The sequence below is a fragment of the Pseudomonas sp. MC6 genome (assembly GCF_054790575.1).
This window is the reverse complement of record NZ_CP186504.1, coordinates 5,433,461-5,449,465: the sequence shown is the minus strand read 5'-3', so window position 1 is coordinate 5,449,465 and position 16,005 is coordinate 5,433,461. Positions and strand designations below refer to the sequence as shown.

General features: G+C 59.4%; 13 protein-coding genes. 9 read left to right on the top strand and 4 right to left on the bottom strand.

The features are described from left to right. Positions 1-28 precede the first annotated feature (28 nt). Together mutM and ACOYXE_RS24365 are read right to left on the bottom strand one after the other, a co-directional pair. A complete protein-coding gene (gene mutM, locus ACOYXE_RS24370; RefSeq protein WP_102901348.1) occupies positions 29-841 on the bottom strand; it encodes a bifunctional DNA-formamidopyrimidine glycosylase/DNA-(apurinic or apyrimidinic site) lyase in 813 nt (270 codons plus the stop codon). A gap of 12 nt (positions 842-853) precedes the next feature. Then, a complete protein-coding gene (locus ACOYXE_RS24365) occupies positions 854-1,666 on the bottom strand; it encodes an HDOD domain-containing protein (protein ID WP_174244536.1) in 813 nt (270 codons plus the stop codon). A gap of 228 nt (positions 1,667-1,894) precedes the next feature. On the opposite strand from ACOYXE_RS24365, the gene ACOYXE_RS24360 reads away from it, so the two are divergent. The 6 genes from ACOYXE_RS24360 (at position 1,895) to ilvD (ending at position 9,621) form a co-directional block, all read left to right on the top strand. Continuing rightward, the gene (locus tag ACOYXE_RS24360; protein WP_160059778.1) at positions 1,895-2,434 is read left to right on the top strand and encodes a type 1 glutamine amidotransferase domain-containing protein; all 540 of its coding nucleotides are present in this window, start codon (positions 1,895-1,897) and stop codon (positions 2,432-2,434) included. Positions 2,435-2,605: 171 nt separating this feature from the next. Then, positions 2,606-3,802, top strand: a complete 1,197-nt coding sequence (locus ACOYXE_RS24355) for a class I SAM-dependent rRNA methyltransferase (RefSeq protein ID WP_160059779.1) — start codon at positions 2,606-2,608, stop codon at positions 3,800-3,802. Positions 3,803-4,239: 437 nt separating this feature from the next. Next, on the top strand, positions 4,240-5,313 hold the full coding sequence (locus ACOYXE_RS24350; protein ID WP_160059780.1) for a SagB family peptide dehydrogenase: 1,074 nt from the start codon (positions 4,240-4,242) through the stop codon (positions 5,311-5,313). Continuing rightward, positions 5,310-6,287 (top strand): diiron oxygenase, encoded by a 978-nt coding sequence (locus ACOYXE_RS24345; RefSeq protein WP_160059781.1) that lies wholly within the window; start codon positions 5,310-5,312, stop codon positions 6,285-6,287. The genes ACOYXE_RS24350 and ACOYXE_RS24345 overlap by 4 nt, the downstream gene beginning before the upstream one ends. Beyond that, positions 6,280-7,512, top strand: coding sequence for an MFS transporter (locus ACOYXE_RS24340; RefSeq protein WP_160059782.1), 1,233 nt, complete (start codon positions 6,280-6,282; stop codon positions 7,510-7,512). Before ACOYXE_RS24345 ends, ACOYXE_RS24340 begins: the two co-directional genes overlap by 8 nt. A 267-nt stretch (positions 7,513-7,779) precedes the next feature. After that, on the top strand, positions 7,780-9,621 hold the full coding sequence (gene ilvD / locus ACOYXE_RS24335; protein ID WP_160059783.1) for a dihydroxy-acid dehydratase: 1,842 nt from the start codon (positions 7,780-7,782) through the stop codon (positions 9,619-9,621). Positions 9,622-9,812: 191 nt separating this feature from the next. Here ilvD and ACOYXE_RS24330 read toward each other — a convergent pair whose 3' ends face one another. After that, a complete protein-coding gene (locus ACOYXE_RS24330; protein WP_064116295.1) occupies positions 9,813-10,874 on the bottom strand; it encodes an HAD family hydrolase in 1,062 nt (353 codons plus the stop codon). 242 nt (positions 10,875-11,116) lie between these two features. Between ACOYXE_RS24330 and ACOYXE_RS24325 the strand changes: the two genes are divergently transcribed. Next, a complete protein-coding gene (locus ACOYXE_RS24325; RefSeq protein WP_041063642.1) occupies positions 11,117-12,508 on the top strand; it encodes an L-cystine transporter in 1,392 nt (463 codons plus the stop codon). A gap of 108 nt (positions 12,509-12,616) precedes the next feature. Here the strand turns inward: ACOYXE_RS24325 and ACOYXE_RS24320 are convergent, their stop codons facing one another. Next, the gene (locus ACOYXE_RS24320) at positions 12,617-13,129 is read right to left on the bottom strand and encodes a dihydrofolate reductase (RefSeq protein WP_160059786.1); all 513 of its coding nucleotides are present in this window, start codon (positions 13,127-13,129) and stop codon (positions 12,617-12,619) included. Between the two features lie 85 nt (positions 13,130-13,214). Between ACOYXE_RS24320 and ACOYXE_RS24315 the strand changes: the two genes are divergently transcribed. Beyond that, positions 13,215-14,588, top strand: coding sequence for a DUF2868 domain-containing protein (locus ACOYXE_RS24315; RefSeq protein ID WP_160059787.1), 1,374 nt, complete (start codon positions 13,215-13,217; stop codon positions 14,586-14,588). Then, positions 14,581-15,966, top strand: a complete 1,386-nt coding sequence (locus ACOYXE_RS24310; RefSeq protein ID WP_160059788.1) for a GTPase/DUF3482 domain-containing protein — start codon at positions 14,581-14,583, stop codon at positions 15,964-15,966. The genes ACOYXE_RS24315 and ACOYXE_RS24310 overlap by 8 nt, the downstream gene beginning before the upstream one ends. Positions 15,967-16,005 lie beyond the last annotated feature (39 nt).

Sequence of the window (16,005 nt, the reverse complement as noted above, 5' to 3'; positions counted from 1 at the left end):
GACCGTAGGACTTTTTCAGCTTTTTACCTCAGCTCTGGCAGCGCGGGCAGAACACACTGGCACGCTGGCCTAGCTTCACTTCACGCAAGCCAGTGCCACAGACCTTGCAGTGTTCACCGCCACGGCCATAGACAAACAGCTCCTGCTGGAAATACCCCGGCTGACCGTCACCGCCAATGAAATCACGCAACGTTGTCCCGCCACGCTCGATGGCAGCGGCCAGAATGCGTTTGATCTCGATCGCCAGCTTCAGATAGCGCCCCCGGGAAATCCCACCGGCCTCGCGGCGCGGGTCGATCCCGGCAGCAAACAGCGCTTCGGTCGCATAGATATTGCCGACGCCCACGACCACCGCGTTGTCCATGATGAACGGTTTGACCGCCATCGAACGTCCCCGCGACAGCTGAAACAAACGCTCGCCATCGAACAGATCAGTCAGAGGCTCCGGGCCGAGGCGAATCAGCAGTTCATGATTGAGTGGATCATTGCTCCACAACATCGCGCCGAACCGTCGCGGGTCGGTGTAACGCAGCGCCAGACCTGACTCCAGCTCGATGTCGACGTGTTCGTGCTTGAGCGCCGGCAAACCGGCTTCGACCAGACGCAAATTGCCCGACATGCCCAAATGACTGATCAACGTGCCGACCTCGGCGTTGATCAGCAAATACTTGGCGCGGCGCTCGACCAGCACGATGCGCTGCCCCGACAGGCGCACATCGAGGTCTTCCGGGATCGGCCAGCGCAACCTCCGGTCGCGAACAATCACCCGACTGACACGTTGGCCTTCCAGATGCGGAGCAATCCCGCGACGAGTGGTTTCGACTTCCGGCAGTTCAGGCATAGCGTCCTCGAATCAATGCGCGCCGAGGTCGCGGATCGTTTGTTTGAGGGTTTCGAAGTCGTAATCCGACAGCCCTACATAGTCGAGTACCAACGGCCCGACGGCGTTCCATTCGAAATCTTCGGTCTGGTTGCCCAGTACCCGGTAAGACGCACAGATATGCTCGGCCATTTTCAGGATCGCCAAAAGATTTTTCAGTTGGCTGTTCTTTGACGACTCATCGCTGAATATCGCCAACGCGTTGTGGTGGTTGGCGATGGCGGCGCTGACATGCTCCGGCAGGCGCCAGGACTTGGCGGTGTAGTAGCCGACCACGGCGTGGTTGGTGTTGAACTCGCTGTTCTCGGTGTCGACCACCCGACATTCGGCGCTGGCATTGGCGTAAGCCTTTTCCAGCACCGTCATGTAAGTGGGGAACCGTTGCAGCATCAACGGCACGCCGCAATCGTGGAACAGACCCAAGGCGTATGCCTCGTCACCGGCTTGAGTACCGATACGTTTGGCCAGCGTCAGGCACGTCATCGCCACGTCCTGAGCGGTGTCCCAAAAACGGTTGAGGGTGACGATGGTGTCGTCGTTCATCTCGCCCTTGATCGACTGCGCGTTGATCAGGTTGATGATCGAGCGGCTACCCAACAGGTTCACCGCGCGCTGAATCGAGGTGATCTTGTTGCTCAGACCGTAATACGGCGAGTTGACGATTTTCAGCAGCGAGCCGGACAAACCCGGATCCTGAGCGATCAGTTTGGCGATCACCTCCAGGTCGGGGTCGGGCATGTACTGCTCCATTTGCAGATCCACCATGATCTGCGGTTGCGCCGGCACACTGATGCCTTGCAGCGATTGTTGAATCTGTTCGGTGGTCAGCTCTTGGGACATAAGTACACACTCTGGGACAGGCGGCGATTCTAACCTCTAAAAACCGCGAGACGACACACCAGTGGGCAATTGTCAGGAACTTTCATTCAGGCCACGGCTTCGGAATCTGTAATGCCCAACGGATCACTCCGACCCCTTGCGGCGGCAAACTCCCACAGACTCAGGAGCTTATCGATGGCCACTTCCCTCAACGGCAAACGTGTCGCCTTTTTGGTAACAGACGGTTTCGAGCAGGTCGAACTGACCGGTCCCAAGCAAGCATTGGAACAAGCCGGCGCTCAGGTCGATATCCTTTCCACCGAGGAAGGCAAGGTCAAAGGCTGGAACCACGACAAACCGGCGGATGATTTCAAGGTCGATCAGACCTTCCAGAGCGCCAGCAGTGAGCAGTACGACGCGATCGTCTTGCCGGGCGGCGTGCAGAACTCCGACACCATCCGCATCGATCAGGACGCCCAGCACTTGGTCAAGACCGGCGCCTCTGCCGGCAAACCGATTGCGGTGATCTGCCATGGCGGCTGGTTGCTCATCTCGGCAGGGCTGGTCAACGGTAAAACCATGACCAGTTACAAGACGCTCAAGGACGACCTGGTCAATGCCGGGGCCAATTGGGTCGATAAAGAAGTGGTCAAGGACGGTCACCTGATCAGCAGCCGTCAGCCGGATGATATTCCGGCGTTCAGCAAGGAGTTGATCAACGCACTGTCGGCGTAGCATTGGGGACCGCATTCGCGAGCAGGCTCGCTCCCACATTGGTCTTGTGTCGGTCACAAGCCCTTTGTGGGAGCGAGCTTGCTCGCGAAGGGACCATAGCGTTCATCGCTCATCAAACCCGACACAAGTCGCAACACGCTATACTCCCGCTCTTTTTTCCGGAGCGACGTCATGTCCCTGCCTAGCTTGCGCCTCAAAGCCAACGCCGACCGTCGCCTGCGCGCCGGTCACCTGTGGGTCTACAGCAACGAAATCGATGTAGCCGCCACCCCGTTGCACGGCTTCAATGCCGGCGATCAGGCCATCCTCGAAGCCGCCGGTGGCAAGCCATTGGGCATCGTGGCGATGAGCCCGAACAACCTGATCTGCGCCCGCCTGCTGTCGCGCGACACCAAAGTTGCGCTGGACAAATCGTTGCTGGTGCACCGCCTGAACGTGGCCCTGTCGCTGCGCGAGCGCCTGTTCGACAAACCGTTCTATCGCCTGGTTTACGGTGATTCCGACCTGTTGCCAGGTCTGGTGGTCGACCGTTTCGGCGACATCGTAGTCGTACAGATCGCCTCGGCGACCATGGAAGCGCATAAAGATGACGTGATCGCCGCGCTGACCCAAGTGCTCAAGCCAAGCGGCATCCTGTTCAAGAACGACTCCGCCGCGCGCGACGCCGAAGGCCTTAACCGCTACGTCGAAACCGTGTTCGGCCTGGTGCCGGAATGGGTGGCACTGGAAGAGAACGGCGTGAAGTTCGAAGCCCCGGTCATTCAGGGTCAGAAAACCGGCTGGTTCTACGACCACCGCATGAACCGCGCCCGCCTGGCCCCTTACGCCAAAGGCAAACGCGTTCTCGACCTCTATAGCTACATCGGTGGCTGGGGTGTGCAGGCTGCTGCGTTCGGCGCCAGCGAAGTGTTCTGCGTCGATGCTTCGGCTTTCGCTCTCGACGGTGTTGAGCGCAACGCTGCGCTGAACGGTTTCGCCGACAAGATGACCTGCATCGAAGGCGACGTCTTCGAAGCCTTGAAGGAGCTGAAAGCCAGCGAAGAACGCTTCGACGTGATCGTTGCCGATCCGCCGGCGTTCATCAAACGCAAGAAAGACATGAAAAACGGCGAAGGCGCCTACCGTCGCCTGAACGAGCAAGCCATGCGCCTGCTCAACAAGGACGGCATTCTGGTCAGCGCATCGTGCTCGATGCACCTGCCGGAAGATGACCTGCAGAACATCCTGCTGACCAGTGCCCGTCATCTGGACCGCAATATCCAGTTGCTCGAGCGTGGCGGTCAGGGTCCGGATCACCCGGTGCACCCAGCCATCGCTGAAACGCGCTACATCAAGAGCATCACCTGCCGCTTGCTACCCAACAGCTGATCCATGCGGATAACGGGGGAGCCAGCAGGCTCCCCTTTTTTTTGCGCGCATCCCTTTCTCCTCGCTACCCCCAGTACTTCCTACAATTTTTTTCTCGCTGACGTGCAGGATATTTCCTTACGTCTTTTAATTATTGAATATTACCCTACAAGTTTATTTTCGGCTAAAGACTGCTCCGACAAAATTACTGGAAATTTCCTACTTAATATCCTCTTGCCAATAATCCATTACAAACTATTATGAAGTTATCACCACGAGGTGACTTCAACTATCAATGAACAAGGAGTTCACATCATGAAACGTATTTCTCTGGAAAGTAAAAAAATCGCAAATCTGGCTTTTCTGGTTGCCCCTAAAGCCCGCTAAGTAAGTCAGGACGCTGGGGAGTGCCGGCAACCCGGCGTCCTTTTGACTTTTTCCAGAGTGAACTGACAGACATGTACATCAACCCTTACTTATTTATATTGCCGCGCTCACCCGGGCAAATCGTGTGGAACTATAAAAACCATACACAGCATGAACTCGATCTGAATTATGCCAATCGACTTGCACAGCTAATCTACAACCCGGAACTTTTCGACACCCACAACTTAATAGACACACAACTATTAAGCGCGGGCATTCTAACCATTTCAAAGATAGACAGTCCGCAATGGGGTTGGGATGAACTGTCGAAGATTTATCACATCGGCACGCAAAACATTCCCTGCGAACATACCCCACAGAATATTCACGAGTGGTCCAGACAATATCTGGCGCACTGCAACGAAGTACTGGCCACCCCACAGCCCGCTACAGACCGCCCGACGCCCGCACCGGAGCAGCGTATCGCGCTGCCAGCGCCGTGCGCTTTGAATGACGATCGCCTGGGAAATGTTCTGCTCCAGCGCAAAACCTGCCGTTCCTATACAGGTGCCGCGATAACGCTGAATGACGTTGGCACCCTGCTCTACCTTGCCCTCGGTTATCTCCACGAACGTGACAACGATCGCGACGACAGCATCGCCCAAGGGCTCAGCGCACGCCGGAGCAGTCCTTCCGCTGGTGGCCTGAACGCTTGCGAGGGCTTTCTTCTGGTGCAGAACGTCGATGGCCTGGAGCCTGGCATCTATGCCTATCATCCGACCGACCACACCCTGAGCCGGGTTAATCCATTGCCTGAGCCCGAGTTAGGCCAATTGCTCGGCGGTCAGCATTTCATCAACAACCTGCCGTTGGGTTTGTTTATCACCGCCCGTTTCGACCGGCTCTGGTGGAAGTACGAACACTCGCGGGCCTATCGCATGGCATTCGTTGAAGCGGGCCACTTGTCGCAGACCTTTCAACTGGTCGCCACGGCATTGGGCCTCAACACCTGGCTGACCGGTGCGTTTGCCGACCAGCAGGTTGAAGCACTCCTCAAGCTCGAGGCCAGTGCTGAACAACCGCTGTTCTTCGTTGGTTGCGGACAAAGCGACGGGCAAGTGATGTGTCACGAAATGCGCGAGCTGTTGCGTGAGGGGCAAGCATGACCCTGTCGATTGCCGACCCGGATCAAGCGCCGGTGTCCTGGGCGCTCAAATTTACCTTGGGAGACTGGGACAGCCGTGCCTCGGTGCGCAGCAGTACCCATGACTACCAATTGCCCGACGATGTGCCGCTGCAGCTGCAAACCCGCCATTGGTTTCCACCGGCGTTTCTGCCTTATCTGGCACACCCGGCTATCCAGACGGCGGGGCGTGATGTGTTGCACCGACTGTCAGCCAACCACTTGGTGCACTTTCTCGATTACACCACCCTGCTCGAACACCGCATCGTCAACCGTGCCGTGGAAGTCATCGTGCACCGCGAACTGCCCATTTACGTGCCTCTGGCGATGAAACATGCGGCCCTGCAGCTCTACACCGACGAAGGTTATCACGCGCTGTTCTCCAACCATCTCGCAGAACAGATCGCCGCGTTTTACGGGTTCACCGGACGTCCGGTGATTGCGAAGCGCATCACCCGCATGAACGCTCTGATTACCCGCACTCCGGAAAAGAACCGCCCACTGGCATGGTTTCTGCTGGGTTTCGTCTCGGAAACCATCATTGCCCGGGAGCTGCTGGACATCTGCCGCGACAGTCTGGTGTCCAGCGTCAACGACATGCTGCGTGACCATCTGGCCGACGAAGCCCGCCACAGTCGCTACTTCGCCGAAGCGTTCCATTACTTCTGGCTGTCGATGAACAGCCGCCAACGCACGTTTGCGAGCAGAACACTGCTGGAAATCATCGGGATTTTTTTCGAGGCGGATGAACGCTGGCTGCAACAGAGTCTGCGAGGAGCCGGCATCGCCGACAGTGACGTGATGGAAATCGTCGGCGGCATGGCCACGGTGCAGGCCAATCGCGCGCGTGCACGATCAGGTTCCATCGCCACGCTGGATGCACTACGCAAGGCTGGTTTTTTCGCACTTCCCCATAACCAGAAGCTCTTTGCCAAGGCAGGACTGATCGATGGATAAAGGAAAATCCGAAGCAACCACCCGGCAACGCCGCGCCGCTGTCAGCCTGTTGCTGGCCATGGTGCTGTTGGGCGTATTTCCGCTGGATGTTTTGCTTCCTTCATTTCCAGCTCTCGCGGCGCATTTTCTCAGATCACCGGCAGACATCGCGCTGTCCATCAGTCTGTTTGCTGTGGGGATCGCATTTGCTCAGGTTCTGATCGGCCCCCTCTCGGACGTGATCGGACGCAAGGGCTTGTTACTCGCCGGCATGAGCGTATCGATACTGGGTGCGCTCGGTTGCGTGATGACCTCCGATTACCCGCTATTTCTCATATTCCGGGTGATGCAGGCCCTGGGATGTGGATGTTTCGTACTGTCCCAGGCGCTTGTGCAGGATCTGTTCGAAGGTGAGGAACGCGACCGTTTGCGTATCCTGATGGTCACGGCCACCGGGATCTTTATCTCGGTGTCGCCGTTGGCCGGCACCTTTCTTCAGGCCTCACTCGGTTGGCGCGGCAGCTTCTGGGTGTTTACCGCGCTGTCCGCAACGGTGCTGATCAAGGCCTGGCTGTTTTTACCGAACAGCCGACCGGCCTACAGCGGCACACGGCTCGGTTTCATTCAGTCCTACCGCCGCGTGCTGGGGGATTTCGAGTTTGTCGGCTACTGGCTGATTTCAGCGTTCGCTTTCGCCTGCCACTTCTCGTTCATCGTGATTTCGCCGCTGATTTTCATGGATCAATTGGAGCTGGCGCCCTATGACTTTTCACTGATCCTGCTGGTTTACGGCGCTGCCTATGTAGTCGGTGGCATCCTTGCCGCCGTACTCAATCGACGCATCACGCCGGTTCAGCAAATCCTCACCGGGCTGAGCCTGATACTGCTGTCGGGGCTGGCGATGCTGTACCTGGCGGCCAATCATGCGCTGGCGCCGGCCACTGTGTTGATCCCGATGCTGATCTGCACGGCGGGCACCACCATTGCCCGCCCCGCCGCCACCTCTCGGGCCATGGGCCTGTTTCCTGAGAGCGCCGGGACGTCGGCCTCGGCGGGCAGTACGATCATCTTTATTTGTGGCGGGCTTATCAGCGCATTGATCAGCCTCAGCCCAGCCAATCTGCAATCGACGCTGGGCTACAGCTTTGTGTTGCTGAGCGCGACAGCGCTGGTGCTGAACAACAGGCTCAGCCGCCGCGCAAGAAACGTTGAAGCCAATGTCGTTGCACAGACCGGCGGTGATTAAACCCGCCGGTCGTCATCCCACACACGCCGTCTGCACTGGAACAATGCTTTGCGCCATTCCCTCCAGACGCCAGCGGTGTAGAATCGACTGATTCATCGCCATTCATCCCCCGGCGGGTTTATGAGCTCAGGCTGAGACCAGCGGCGATCCCGCAACGTCATCGGCAACTTCACGGACACACGGTCATTTCTGAGTGTTCCAGACGTCAATAGAAGCTCACTCCCCTTTTGCACCTGTTAGTAAGTGATTAGCCGCCCGGAGTGTTCCATGCCAGATTACCGTTCGAAAACATCCACCCACGGCCGCAACATGGCCGGTGCCCGCGCATTGTGGCGCGCCACGGGGATGAAAGATGACGACTTCAAAAAGCCGATCATCGCCATTGCCAACTCGTTCACCCAGTTCGTACCGGGCCACGTGCACCTGAAGGATCTGGGCCAACTGGTCGCCCGTGAAATCGAACGCGCCGGTGGCGTAGCGAAAGAATTCAACACCATTGCCGTGGATGACGGCATCGCCATGGGCCACGACGGCATGCTGTATTCGCTGCCGAGCCGCGAGATCATCGCTGACTCCGTCGAGTACATGGTCAACGCCCACTGCGCCGACGCCATCGTCTGCATCTCCAACTGCGACAAGATCACCCCGGGCATGCTGATGGCTGCCTTGCGCCTGAACATACCGGTGATCTTCGTTTCCGGCGGCCCGATGGAAGCCGGCAAGACCAAACTCGCCTCCCACGGCCTCGACCTCGTCGATGCCATGGTGATCGCCGCCGACGAAAGCGCTTCTGACGAGAAAGTCGCTGAGTACGAGCGTAGCGCATGCCCGACTTGCGGCTCGTGCTCCGGCATGTTCACCGCCAACTCGATGAACTGCCTGACCGAAGCACTGGGTCTGGCACTGCCGGGCAACGGTTCGACCCTCGCCACCCACAGCGATCGCGAACAACTGTTCCTGCAGGCCGGCCGTACCATCGTTGAGCTGTGCAAACGCTACTACGGCGAAAACGACGAATCGGTATTGCCGCGCAACATTGCCAACTTCAAGGCGTTCGAGAACGCGATGATGCTCGACATCGCCATGGGCGGTTCGACCAACACCATCCTGCACTTGCTCGCTGCTGCCCAAGAGGCGGAAATCGAGTTCGACCTGCGCGACATCGACCGTCTTTCGCGCACCGTTCCACAGCTGTGCAAGGTTGCGCCGAACATCCAGAAGTACCACATGGAAGACGTGCACCGCGCCGGCGGTATCTTCAGCATCCTCGGTTCACTGGCCCGTGGCGGTCTGCTGCACACCGACCTGCCGACCGTGCACAGCCGCAGCATGGAAGAAGCCATCGCCAAGTGGGACATCACCCAGACCACCGATGAAGCGGTGCATCACTTCTTCAAGGCCGGCCCTGCCGGTATCCCGACGCAGACGGCGTTCAGCCAGTCGACCCGCTGGGAAACTTTGGATGACGACCGTGAAAACGGCTGCATCCGCAGCTTCGAGCACGCCTATTCGCAAGAAGGTGGCCTGGCCGTACTGTACGGCAACATCGCGCTCGATGGCTGCGTGGTGAAAACCGCCGGTGTTGACGAGTCGATTCACGTTTTCGAAGGCAACGCGAAAATCTTCGAAAGCCAGGACAGCGCCGTACGCGGCATCCTCGCTGACGAAGTGAAGGCGGGCGACATCGTCATCATTCGCTACGAAGGCCCGAAAGGCGGCCCGGGCATGCAGGAAATGCTCTACCCGACGTCGTACCTGAAATCCAAAGGTCTTGGCAAAGCCTGCGCGCTGCTCACCGACGGGCGTTTCTCTGGTGGTACATCCGGTCTGTCGATCGGTCACGCTTCACCAGAAGCAGCAGCCGGCGGCGCGATCGGCCTGGTGCAGGACGGCGACAAAGTGCTGATCGACATTCCGAACCGCTCGATCAACCTGTTGGTCAGCGACGAAGAACTGGCCGCACGCCGCGCCGAGCAGGACAAGAAAGGCTGGAAACCGGTCGAGATTCGTCCACGCAAAGTAACCACCGCCCTCAAGGCTTACGCCTTGCTGGCGACCAGCGCCGACAAAGGTGCTGTGCGTAACAAAGCGATGCTCGACGGGCTGTAAGCGTCAAATCGCCGAAACAAAAATGCCCCGCCAAGTGCGGGGCATTTTTTTGTCTGACCGAAATCCCAACGTCACTGCAGATCAAACTGTGGGAGCGAGCCTGCTCGCGAATGCGGTATGTCAGAAACACAGATGGCGACTGACACTACGCTTTCGCGAGCAGGCTCGCTCCCACATTGGATCGGTGTGGCTTACTGAATTTCCTCAGGCTTGACGATCACCCAGTTCTTGTCCGCCGTCACCGGCAACCCTTCCTTGGCCTGCGCCGCTGCATGCTTGGCCATCATGCCGTTGAGCTGGGTCATGTATTTGTCTTTGCGGTTGATCCACAAGTGAATGCCGCCCTTGGCCACGTCGACATCGTGGAACAGCATGTAGCCGTCGCTGGTCGGGGTATCGCCACCCACCAATACCGGTTTTTTCCATTCATCGATGTAGGTGAGGATCGCCGCATGCTTGCCGGCCATCCACGTCGCCGGGGTCCACAGATACGGGGTCAGTTCGAGGCCGAGGTTGGCCTTCTCGTCATATTTGCCGGCGGTAATCTGCTTGCGTGCCGTGGTCAGTTCGTTGGTCTCGCGGTTCTTCAGCAGGGTGGTCACGCCGATGACGTTCTGCGGTTTGACATTGTAGCCGTACTTCGGATCCGCCGCGACCATGCGCACCAGTTCTTCAGAGGCGGCGGTCATCACGTAGACCTCGATGCCGTTCTCCATCAGCTTGTTGTACAGCTCTTGCTGGCCAGTGAAGATCTTCGGCGGATTGACGTCGAGCTTCTTCACCACATCGCCTTCGTAATAAGTCGCCGGCACCGGTTTGCCCGAGGCCATCAGCTCATCGACGTAGCCTTTGAGTTCCTTGAGAGTGAAGCCGGAGAACACCTGCGCCACCCACGGGTAACAGACCATGTCGTCGACTTCGCAGAGCCGGTAGTAGTAACTGAACAGGCTTTCCTTGTGGTCGGCGGTGTCCTTGAACGGCATCAGTTTCAGCGAAGGGTCGAGTTTGTCGCGGGTGATCAGGCCCTTGTTTTCCATGAACGGCAACAACGACTCTTCGAGGTCGTAGCGGTAACTGGTGTTGTCCATGTCGAACACCGCGTAGTTACCCTTGTTGGCATTGGCGGCGATCATCGCGTCCAGCGCCTTGGCCTGATCCGCCGGCCAGTGTTTCAGGTCAGTAGCGAACGCCTGAGTGGCCAGGCCCATGCCCACTGTCAGCGCGACAGCCAGAAATTTCGGTGCGAACTTCATAAGCCTCTTCTCCCTGATTCAAAGAGATCGACGCTAACAAATATGTGTGACAGTCCTCGTCTGTCAGCGACCGCCCTCGTCCCTGTTTGCGCCAGATGCATTGCCGAGAGCGACACGGGCTTATTCCAAAAACGACGGACGCCCTAAGATTTCGGTATTAAATCATTGCAAATCAAGCTGTTAGGCTTGCCGGTTCGCAGCAGCCCCGGAAGGCTGTTGGCACAGTCTTTCCTGGAGATCTCATGAATCTACCGTTGATTCTCAACCTGCTGGTGTTCCTCGCCCTGCTTTTCGGTCTGGCACAAACCCGCCACACCACGTGGAGCCTGGCGAAAAAAGTCCTGCTCGCGCTGGTGCTGGGTGTTGCGTTCGGCGTGGCCCTGCACACCGTTTACGGTGCCGGCAACCCGGTGCTGAAAGCGTCGATCGGCTGGTTCGATCTGGTCGGCAACGGCTACGTGCAGTTGCTGCAAATGATCGTCATCCCGTTGGTGTTCGCCTCGATCCTCAGCGCCGTGGCACGCCTGCACAATGCTTCGTCGCTGGGCAAGATCAGCTTCCTGACCATCGGCACCCTGCTGTTCACCACCGCGATCGCGGCGCTGATCGGCATCGGCCTGACCAACCTGTTCGGCCTCACCGCTGAAGGTCTGGTCGCCGGCACCCAGGAAATGGCCCGTCTGCAAACCATTCAGACCGACTACGCCGGCAAGGTCGCCGACCTGAATGTGCCGCAACTGCTACTGTCGTTCATCCCGCAAAACCCGTTTGCCGATCTGGCGCGGGCCAAGCCAACCTCGATCATCAGCGTGGTGATTTTCGCCGCGTTCCTCGGGGTCGCAGCGCTGCAACTGCTCAAGGATGACGTCGAGAAAGGTCAGAAAGTGATCAACGCCATCGACACCCTGCAAGCCTGGGTGATGCGCCTGGTGCGTCTGGTGATGAAACTGACCCCATACGGCGTGCTGGCGCTGATGACCAAAGTGGTCGCCGGTTCCAACCTGCAAGACATCATCAAACTAGGCAGTTTTGTGGTGGTGTCGTACCTCGGTCTGGGCCTGATGTTCGTGGTGCACGGCTTGCTGGTATCGGCGGCCGGGATCAACCCGCTGCGTTTCTTCCGCAAGATCTGGCCGGTGCTGACGTTCGCGTTCACCAGCCGCTCCAGCGCCGCGAGCATTCCGCTGAGCATTGAAGCGCAGACCCGGCGTCTGGGGATTCCGCAGTCAGTGGCGAGTTTTGCTGCGTCGTTCGGTGCGACGATTGGCCAGAACGGTTGCGCGGGCCTGTACCCGGCGATGTTGGCGGTGATGGTTGCGCCAACCGTGGGTATCAACCCGCTGGATCCGCTGTGGATCGCGACGCTGGTGGCGATTGTGACGTTGAGTTCGGCGGGTGTGGCCGGGGTCGGTGGCGGCGCGACGTTCGCGGCACTGATCGTGCTGCCGGCGATGGGCTTGCCGGTGTCACTGGTGGCGTTGCTGATTTCGGTTGAGCCGCTGATCGACATGGGTCGCACGGCGTTGAACGTGAGTGGTTCGATTACGGCTGGCGCAATTACCAGTCAGGTGATGCAGCAGACGGATAAAGCGTTGCTGGATGCTGATGAGCATGCGGAGTTGGCGCAGGCTTAAGCTCTTTTTTGCCTGATCCGGCCTCTTCGCAAGCAGGCTCGCTCCCACATAGGAATGCGTTTCCCCTGTGGGAGCGAGCTTGCTCCGGGCGGCGTTCCGACGAAGCTCTTAGGCTTTCTCCCAAACCTCAAAGCTGTACGCGGGTTTGTCGCCCTCAGCTGGATTCGGCACATTCGACACCAGCTTCCACTGGTTCAGATCAAACTCCGGAAACCACGCATCCCCTTCCGGGCTCAGCGCCACGCGAGTCAGATACAGTCGATCCGCCTGCGCCAGCCCTTGCGCGTACAACTGCGCGCCGCCAATCAGCATCAGCTCATCAACGCCCTGTTCCTTTGCCCATTCCTCGGCGCGAACCACCGCGGCTTCCAGCGACGGATAAACCTCGGCACCTTCGAGCACCAGATCGGCCTGACGGCTGACCACGATGTTCAAACGCCCGGGCAACGGCCGACCAAGCGAATCCCAGGTCTTGCGGCCCATGATGATCGGCTTACCCAAGGTCGTGGCCTTGAAGTATTTGAAGTCCCCCGGCAGGTGCCAGGGCATGCTGTTGTCGACGCCGATCACGCGGTTTTCACCGAGGGCTGCGATCAGGCTGAGAGGGAGTGATTTAGTCATGCCGGCGAGGATACCAGAGCCACGCTTACCCCGATAAGCGCCACAGCGGTTATGCTCAGCGCTCAATTAAGCGACGAGACGCTGCGTGACTGAACTGACTCCACTGCAAAACCTCTGGCTCACCGAGACCGTGCGTCTGCGCGAAGAACATGCCGGTCCCCTGGATGATGTTGAAGCCAATCGACTGGCGCGCACGGCCGGCGGTGATCTGTCGGGCCGTATTCAGCGCCGAGCGTTGTGGCTGGCCGAGCGTGACGGGCTGACGGACGCACTCAAACACTGGCTGCAAGGCGCGCGTCTGGCGCTGGTGTTGCTGATGATCTTCGCGGTCCTGAGCGGCGCTGGTCTGGCCTTCGCTGCGCTGGGGCAAACGCCGGTCAACGTGTTTTGGGCCTTGGGCAGTCTGCTCGGGCTGAACCTGATTCTGCTGCTGAGCTGGTTGCTGGGCTTGATCTTCGCCGGCGAACACGGCGCCACCCTTGGACGATTGTGGCTGTGGCTAAGCGAAAAGATGGCCCGCGACGCCAAAGCCGCGCAACTGGCGCCGGCACTGTTACTAATGCTGCAACGCAAGAAACTCAATCGCTGGGCACTCGGTACGCTGGTCAACGGCTTGTGGCTGTTGGCGATGCTCAGCGCATTGATTCTGCTGCTGACGCTGATGGCGACCCGGCGCTACGGCTTCGTCTGGGAAACCACGATTCTCAGCGCCGACACGTTTATCCACGTCACCCACGCGCTCGGTTATCTGCCGTCGCTGCTCGGTTTCAATGTGCCAACCGTGGAAATGATCCGCGCCAGCGGCGACGGCGCGCTCGACATCGAAAGCGCCCGTCAGGCCTGGGCGACATGGCTGGTTGGCGTGTTGGTCGTGTACGGAGTGCTGCCGCGTCTGCTGCTGACGCTGTTGTGCTTCTGGCGCTGGAACAGCGGCAAAGCTGCGCTGCGTCTGGACCTTAACCTGCCCGGCTACGCGCAATTGCGTGAACGTCTGATGCCGACCAGCGAACGCCTCGGCGTCAATGATCCGGAGCCTGCGCAGTTGCATCGCGTCGAAAGCAGCGTCGGCGAACTGGTGAGCGAAGGCGCGTTGCTGGTCGCCATCGAACTCGACGAACAACGCCCATGGCCGCCCGCGCTGCCGAAAAACGTCAGCAACGCTGGCATTCTCGACAGCCGCGAATCGCGGCACAAACTTCTCGAACAATTGAGCCGCTTCCCGCCATCACGTCTGGCCATTGCCTGCGACCCGCGACGCTCGCCGGATCGCGGCAGCCTCGCCTTGATCGCTGAACTGGCGCGCAGTGCCGGGGAGACGCGCGTCTGGCTGCTGCAAGCGCCGCCCGGCGAAGCACTGGATGCCGAACGCCTCGGCGACTGGCATGTCGCCCTGCAACAGCTTGACCTGAAGTTCGCCGATTGCGCGCCGTTGAACTGGCTGGAGACTGGCCATGACTGATGCCTGGAAAGCGCCGCTGAAACTCGCAGTGGTCGGCCATACCAACGTCGGCAAGACCTCGCTACTGCGCACGCTGACCCGCGATGTCGGCTTCGGCGAAGTCTCCCATCGTCCGAGCACTACCCGGCATGTCGAGGGCGCGCGGTTGTCGGTGGACGGCGAACCGTTGCTCGACCTCTACGACACACCGGGACTGGAAGACGCCATCGCCCTGCTGGATTTTCTCGAACGCCTGGAGCGCCCCGGTGAACGCCTCGACGGCCCGGCGCGACTGGCGCGGTTTCTCGACGGCAGCGAGGCACGCCAGCGCTTTGAGCAGGAAGCTAAAGTACTGCGGCAATTACTCGCTTCCGACGCCGGTTTGTATGTGATCGATGCGCGCGAGCCGGTGCTGGCCAAGTACCGCGACGAACTGGAAGTACTCGCCAGTTGTGGCAAACCGCTGCTGCCGGTGCTGAATTTCGTCAGCAGTGCCAATCATCGTGAGCCGGATTGGCGCGAGGCACTGGCACGGCTCGGGCTGCATGCGCTGGTGCGCTTCGACAGCGTCGCGCCGCCCGAGGATGGCGAGCGGCGGCTGTATGAAAGCCTTGCGCTGCTGCTGGAAAATGCTCGGCCACAACTGGAACGGTTGATTGCCGATCAACAGGCTCAGCGCCTCGCCCGCCAGCAAAGTGCGGCGCGATTGATTGCTGAATTGTTGATCGACTGCGCCGCGTGCCGGCGCAGTGTGGTCAGTGAAGCTGCGCAGGAACAGCAAGCCATCAGCGAACTGCGCAAGGCTGTGCGTCAGCGTGAGCAGAAGTGTGTCGAGGCGTTGCTCAAGCTCTATGCGTTTCGTCCGCAGGATGCGACGGCGAGTGATTTGCCGTTGCTGGACGGGCGTTGGGGCGATGACTTGTTCAACCCGGAAACCTTGAAGCAACTCGGCGTGCGCGTGGGCGGCGGTATTGCTGCCGGTGCGGCGGCAGGGGCTGGCGTGGATTTGCTGGTTGGCGGGATTACCCTCGGCGCGGCAGCTTTGGCAGGGGCGATTGCCGGGGGTGCGCTGCAGACGGCGCGTAGTTATGGCAGTCGCTTGCTCGGCAAGATCAAAGGGCAGCGTGAGCTGACGGTGGATGACGGGGTGTTGCGGCTGTTGGCGTTGCGCCAGCGGCAGTTGGTGTTGGCGCTGGATCAGCGTGGGCATGCGGCGATGGATGCGGTTCAGGTGGCGACTCCGCAGGATAAGACTTGGCGCGAGGGCAAGTTGCCGGAAGCGCTGAACAAGGCGCGGGCGCATCCGCAGTGGTCGTCGCTCAATCCGCAGGCGAAGTTGAATCAGGCTGAGCGGCAGGAGCAGATTGAGGGGTTGGTTGCTCGGGTGCTTGAGCTTTAGATCGCTACCCCCTCACCCCAGCCCTCTCCCCCAAGGGGT

Bases quoted from the DNA above. Each gene is read 5' to 3' on its own strand.
- mutM (WP_102901348.1), bottom strand. From the start codon at position 841: ATGCCTGAACTGCCGGAAGTCGAAACCACTCGTCGCGGGATTGCTCCG.
- ACOYXE_RS24360 (WP_160059778.1), top strand. From the start codon at position 1,895: ATGGCCACTTCCCTCAACGGCAAACGTGTCGCCTTTTTGGTAACAGAC.
- ACOYXE_RS24355 (WP_160059779.1), top strand. From the start codon at position 2,606: ATGTCCCTGCCTAGCTTGCGCCTCAAAGCCAACGCCGACCGTCGCCTG.
- ACOYXE_RS24350 (WP_160059780.1), top strand. From the start codon at position 4,240: ATGTACATCAACCCTTACTTATTTATATTGCCGCGCTCACCCGGGCAA.
- ACOYXE_RS24345 (WP_160059781.1), top strand. From the start codon at position 5,310: ATGACCCTGTCGATTGCCGACCCGGATCAAGCGCCGGTGTCCTGGGCG.
- ACOYXE_RS24340 (WP_160059782.1), top strand. From the start codon at position 6,280: ATGGATAAAGGAAAATCCGAAGCAACCACCCGGCAACGCCGCGCCGCT.
- ilvD (WP_160059783.1), top strand. From the start codon at position 7,780: ATGCCAGATTACCGTTCGAAAACATCCACCCACGGCCGCAACATGGCC.
- ACOYXE_RS24330 (WP_064116295.1), bottom strand. From the start codon at position 10,874: ATGAAGTTCGCACCGAAATTTCTGGCTGTCGCGCTGACAGTGGGCATG.
- ACOYXE_RS24325 (WP_041063642.1), top strand. From the start codon at position 11,117: ATGAATCTACCGTTGATTCTCAACCTGCTGGTGTTCCTCGCCCTGCTT.
- ACOYXE_RS24320 (WP_160059786.1), bottom strand. From the start codon at position 13,129: ATGACTAAATCACTCCCTCTCAGCCTGATCGCAGCCCTCGGTGAAAAC.
- ACOYXE_RS24310 (WP_160059788.1), top strand. From the start codon at position 14,581: ATGACTGATGCCTGGAAAGCGCCGCTGAAACTCGCAGTGGTCGGCCAT.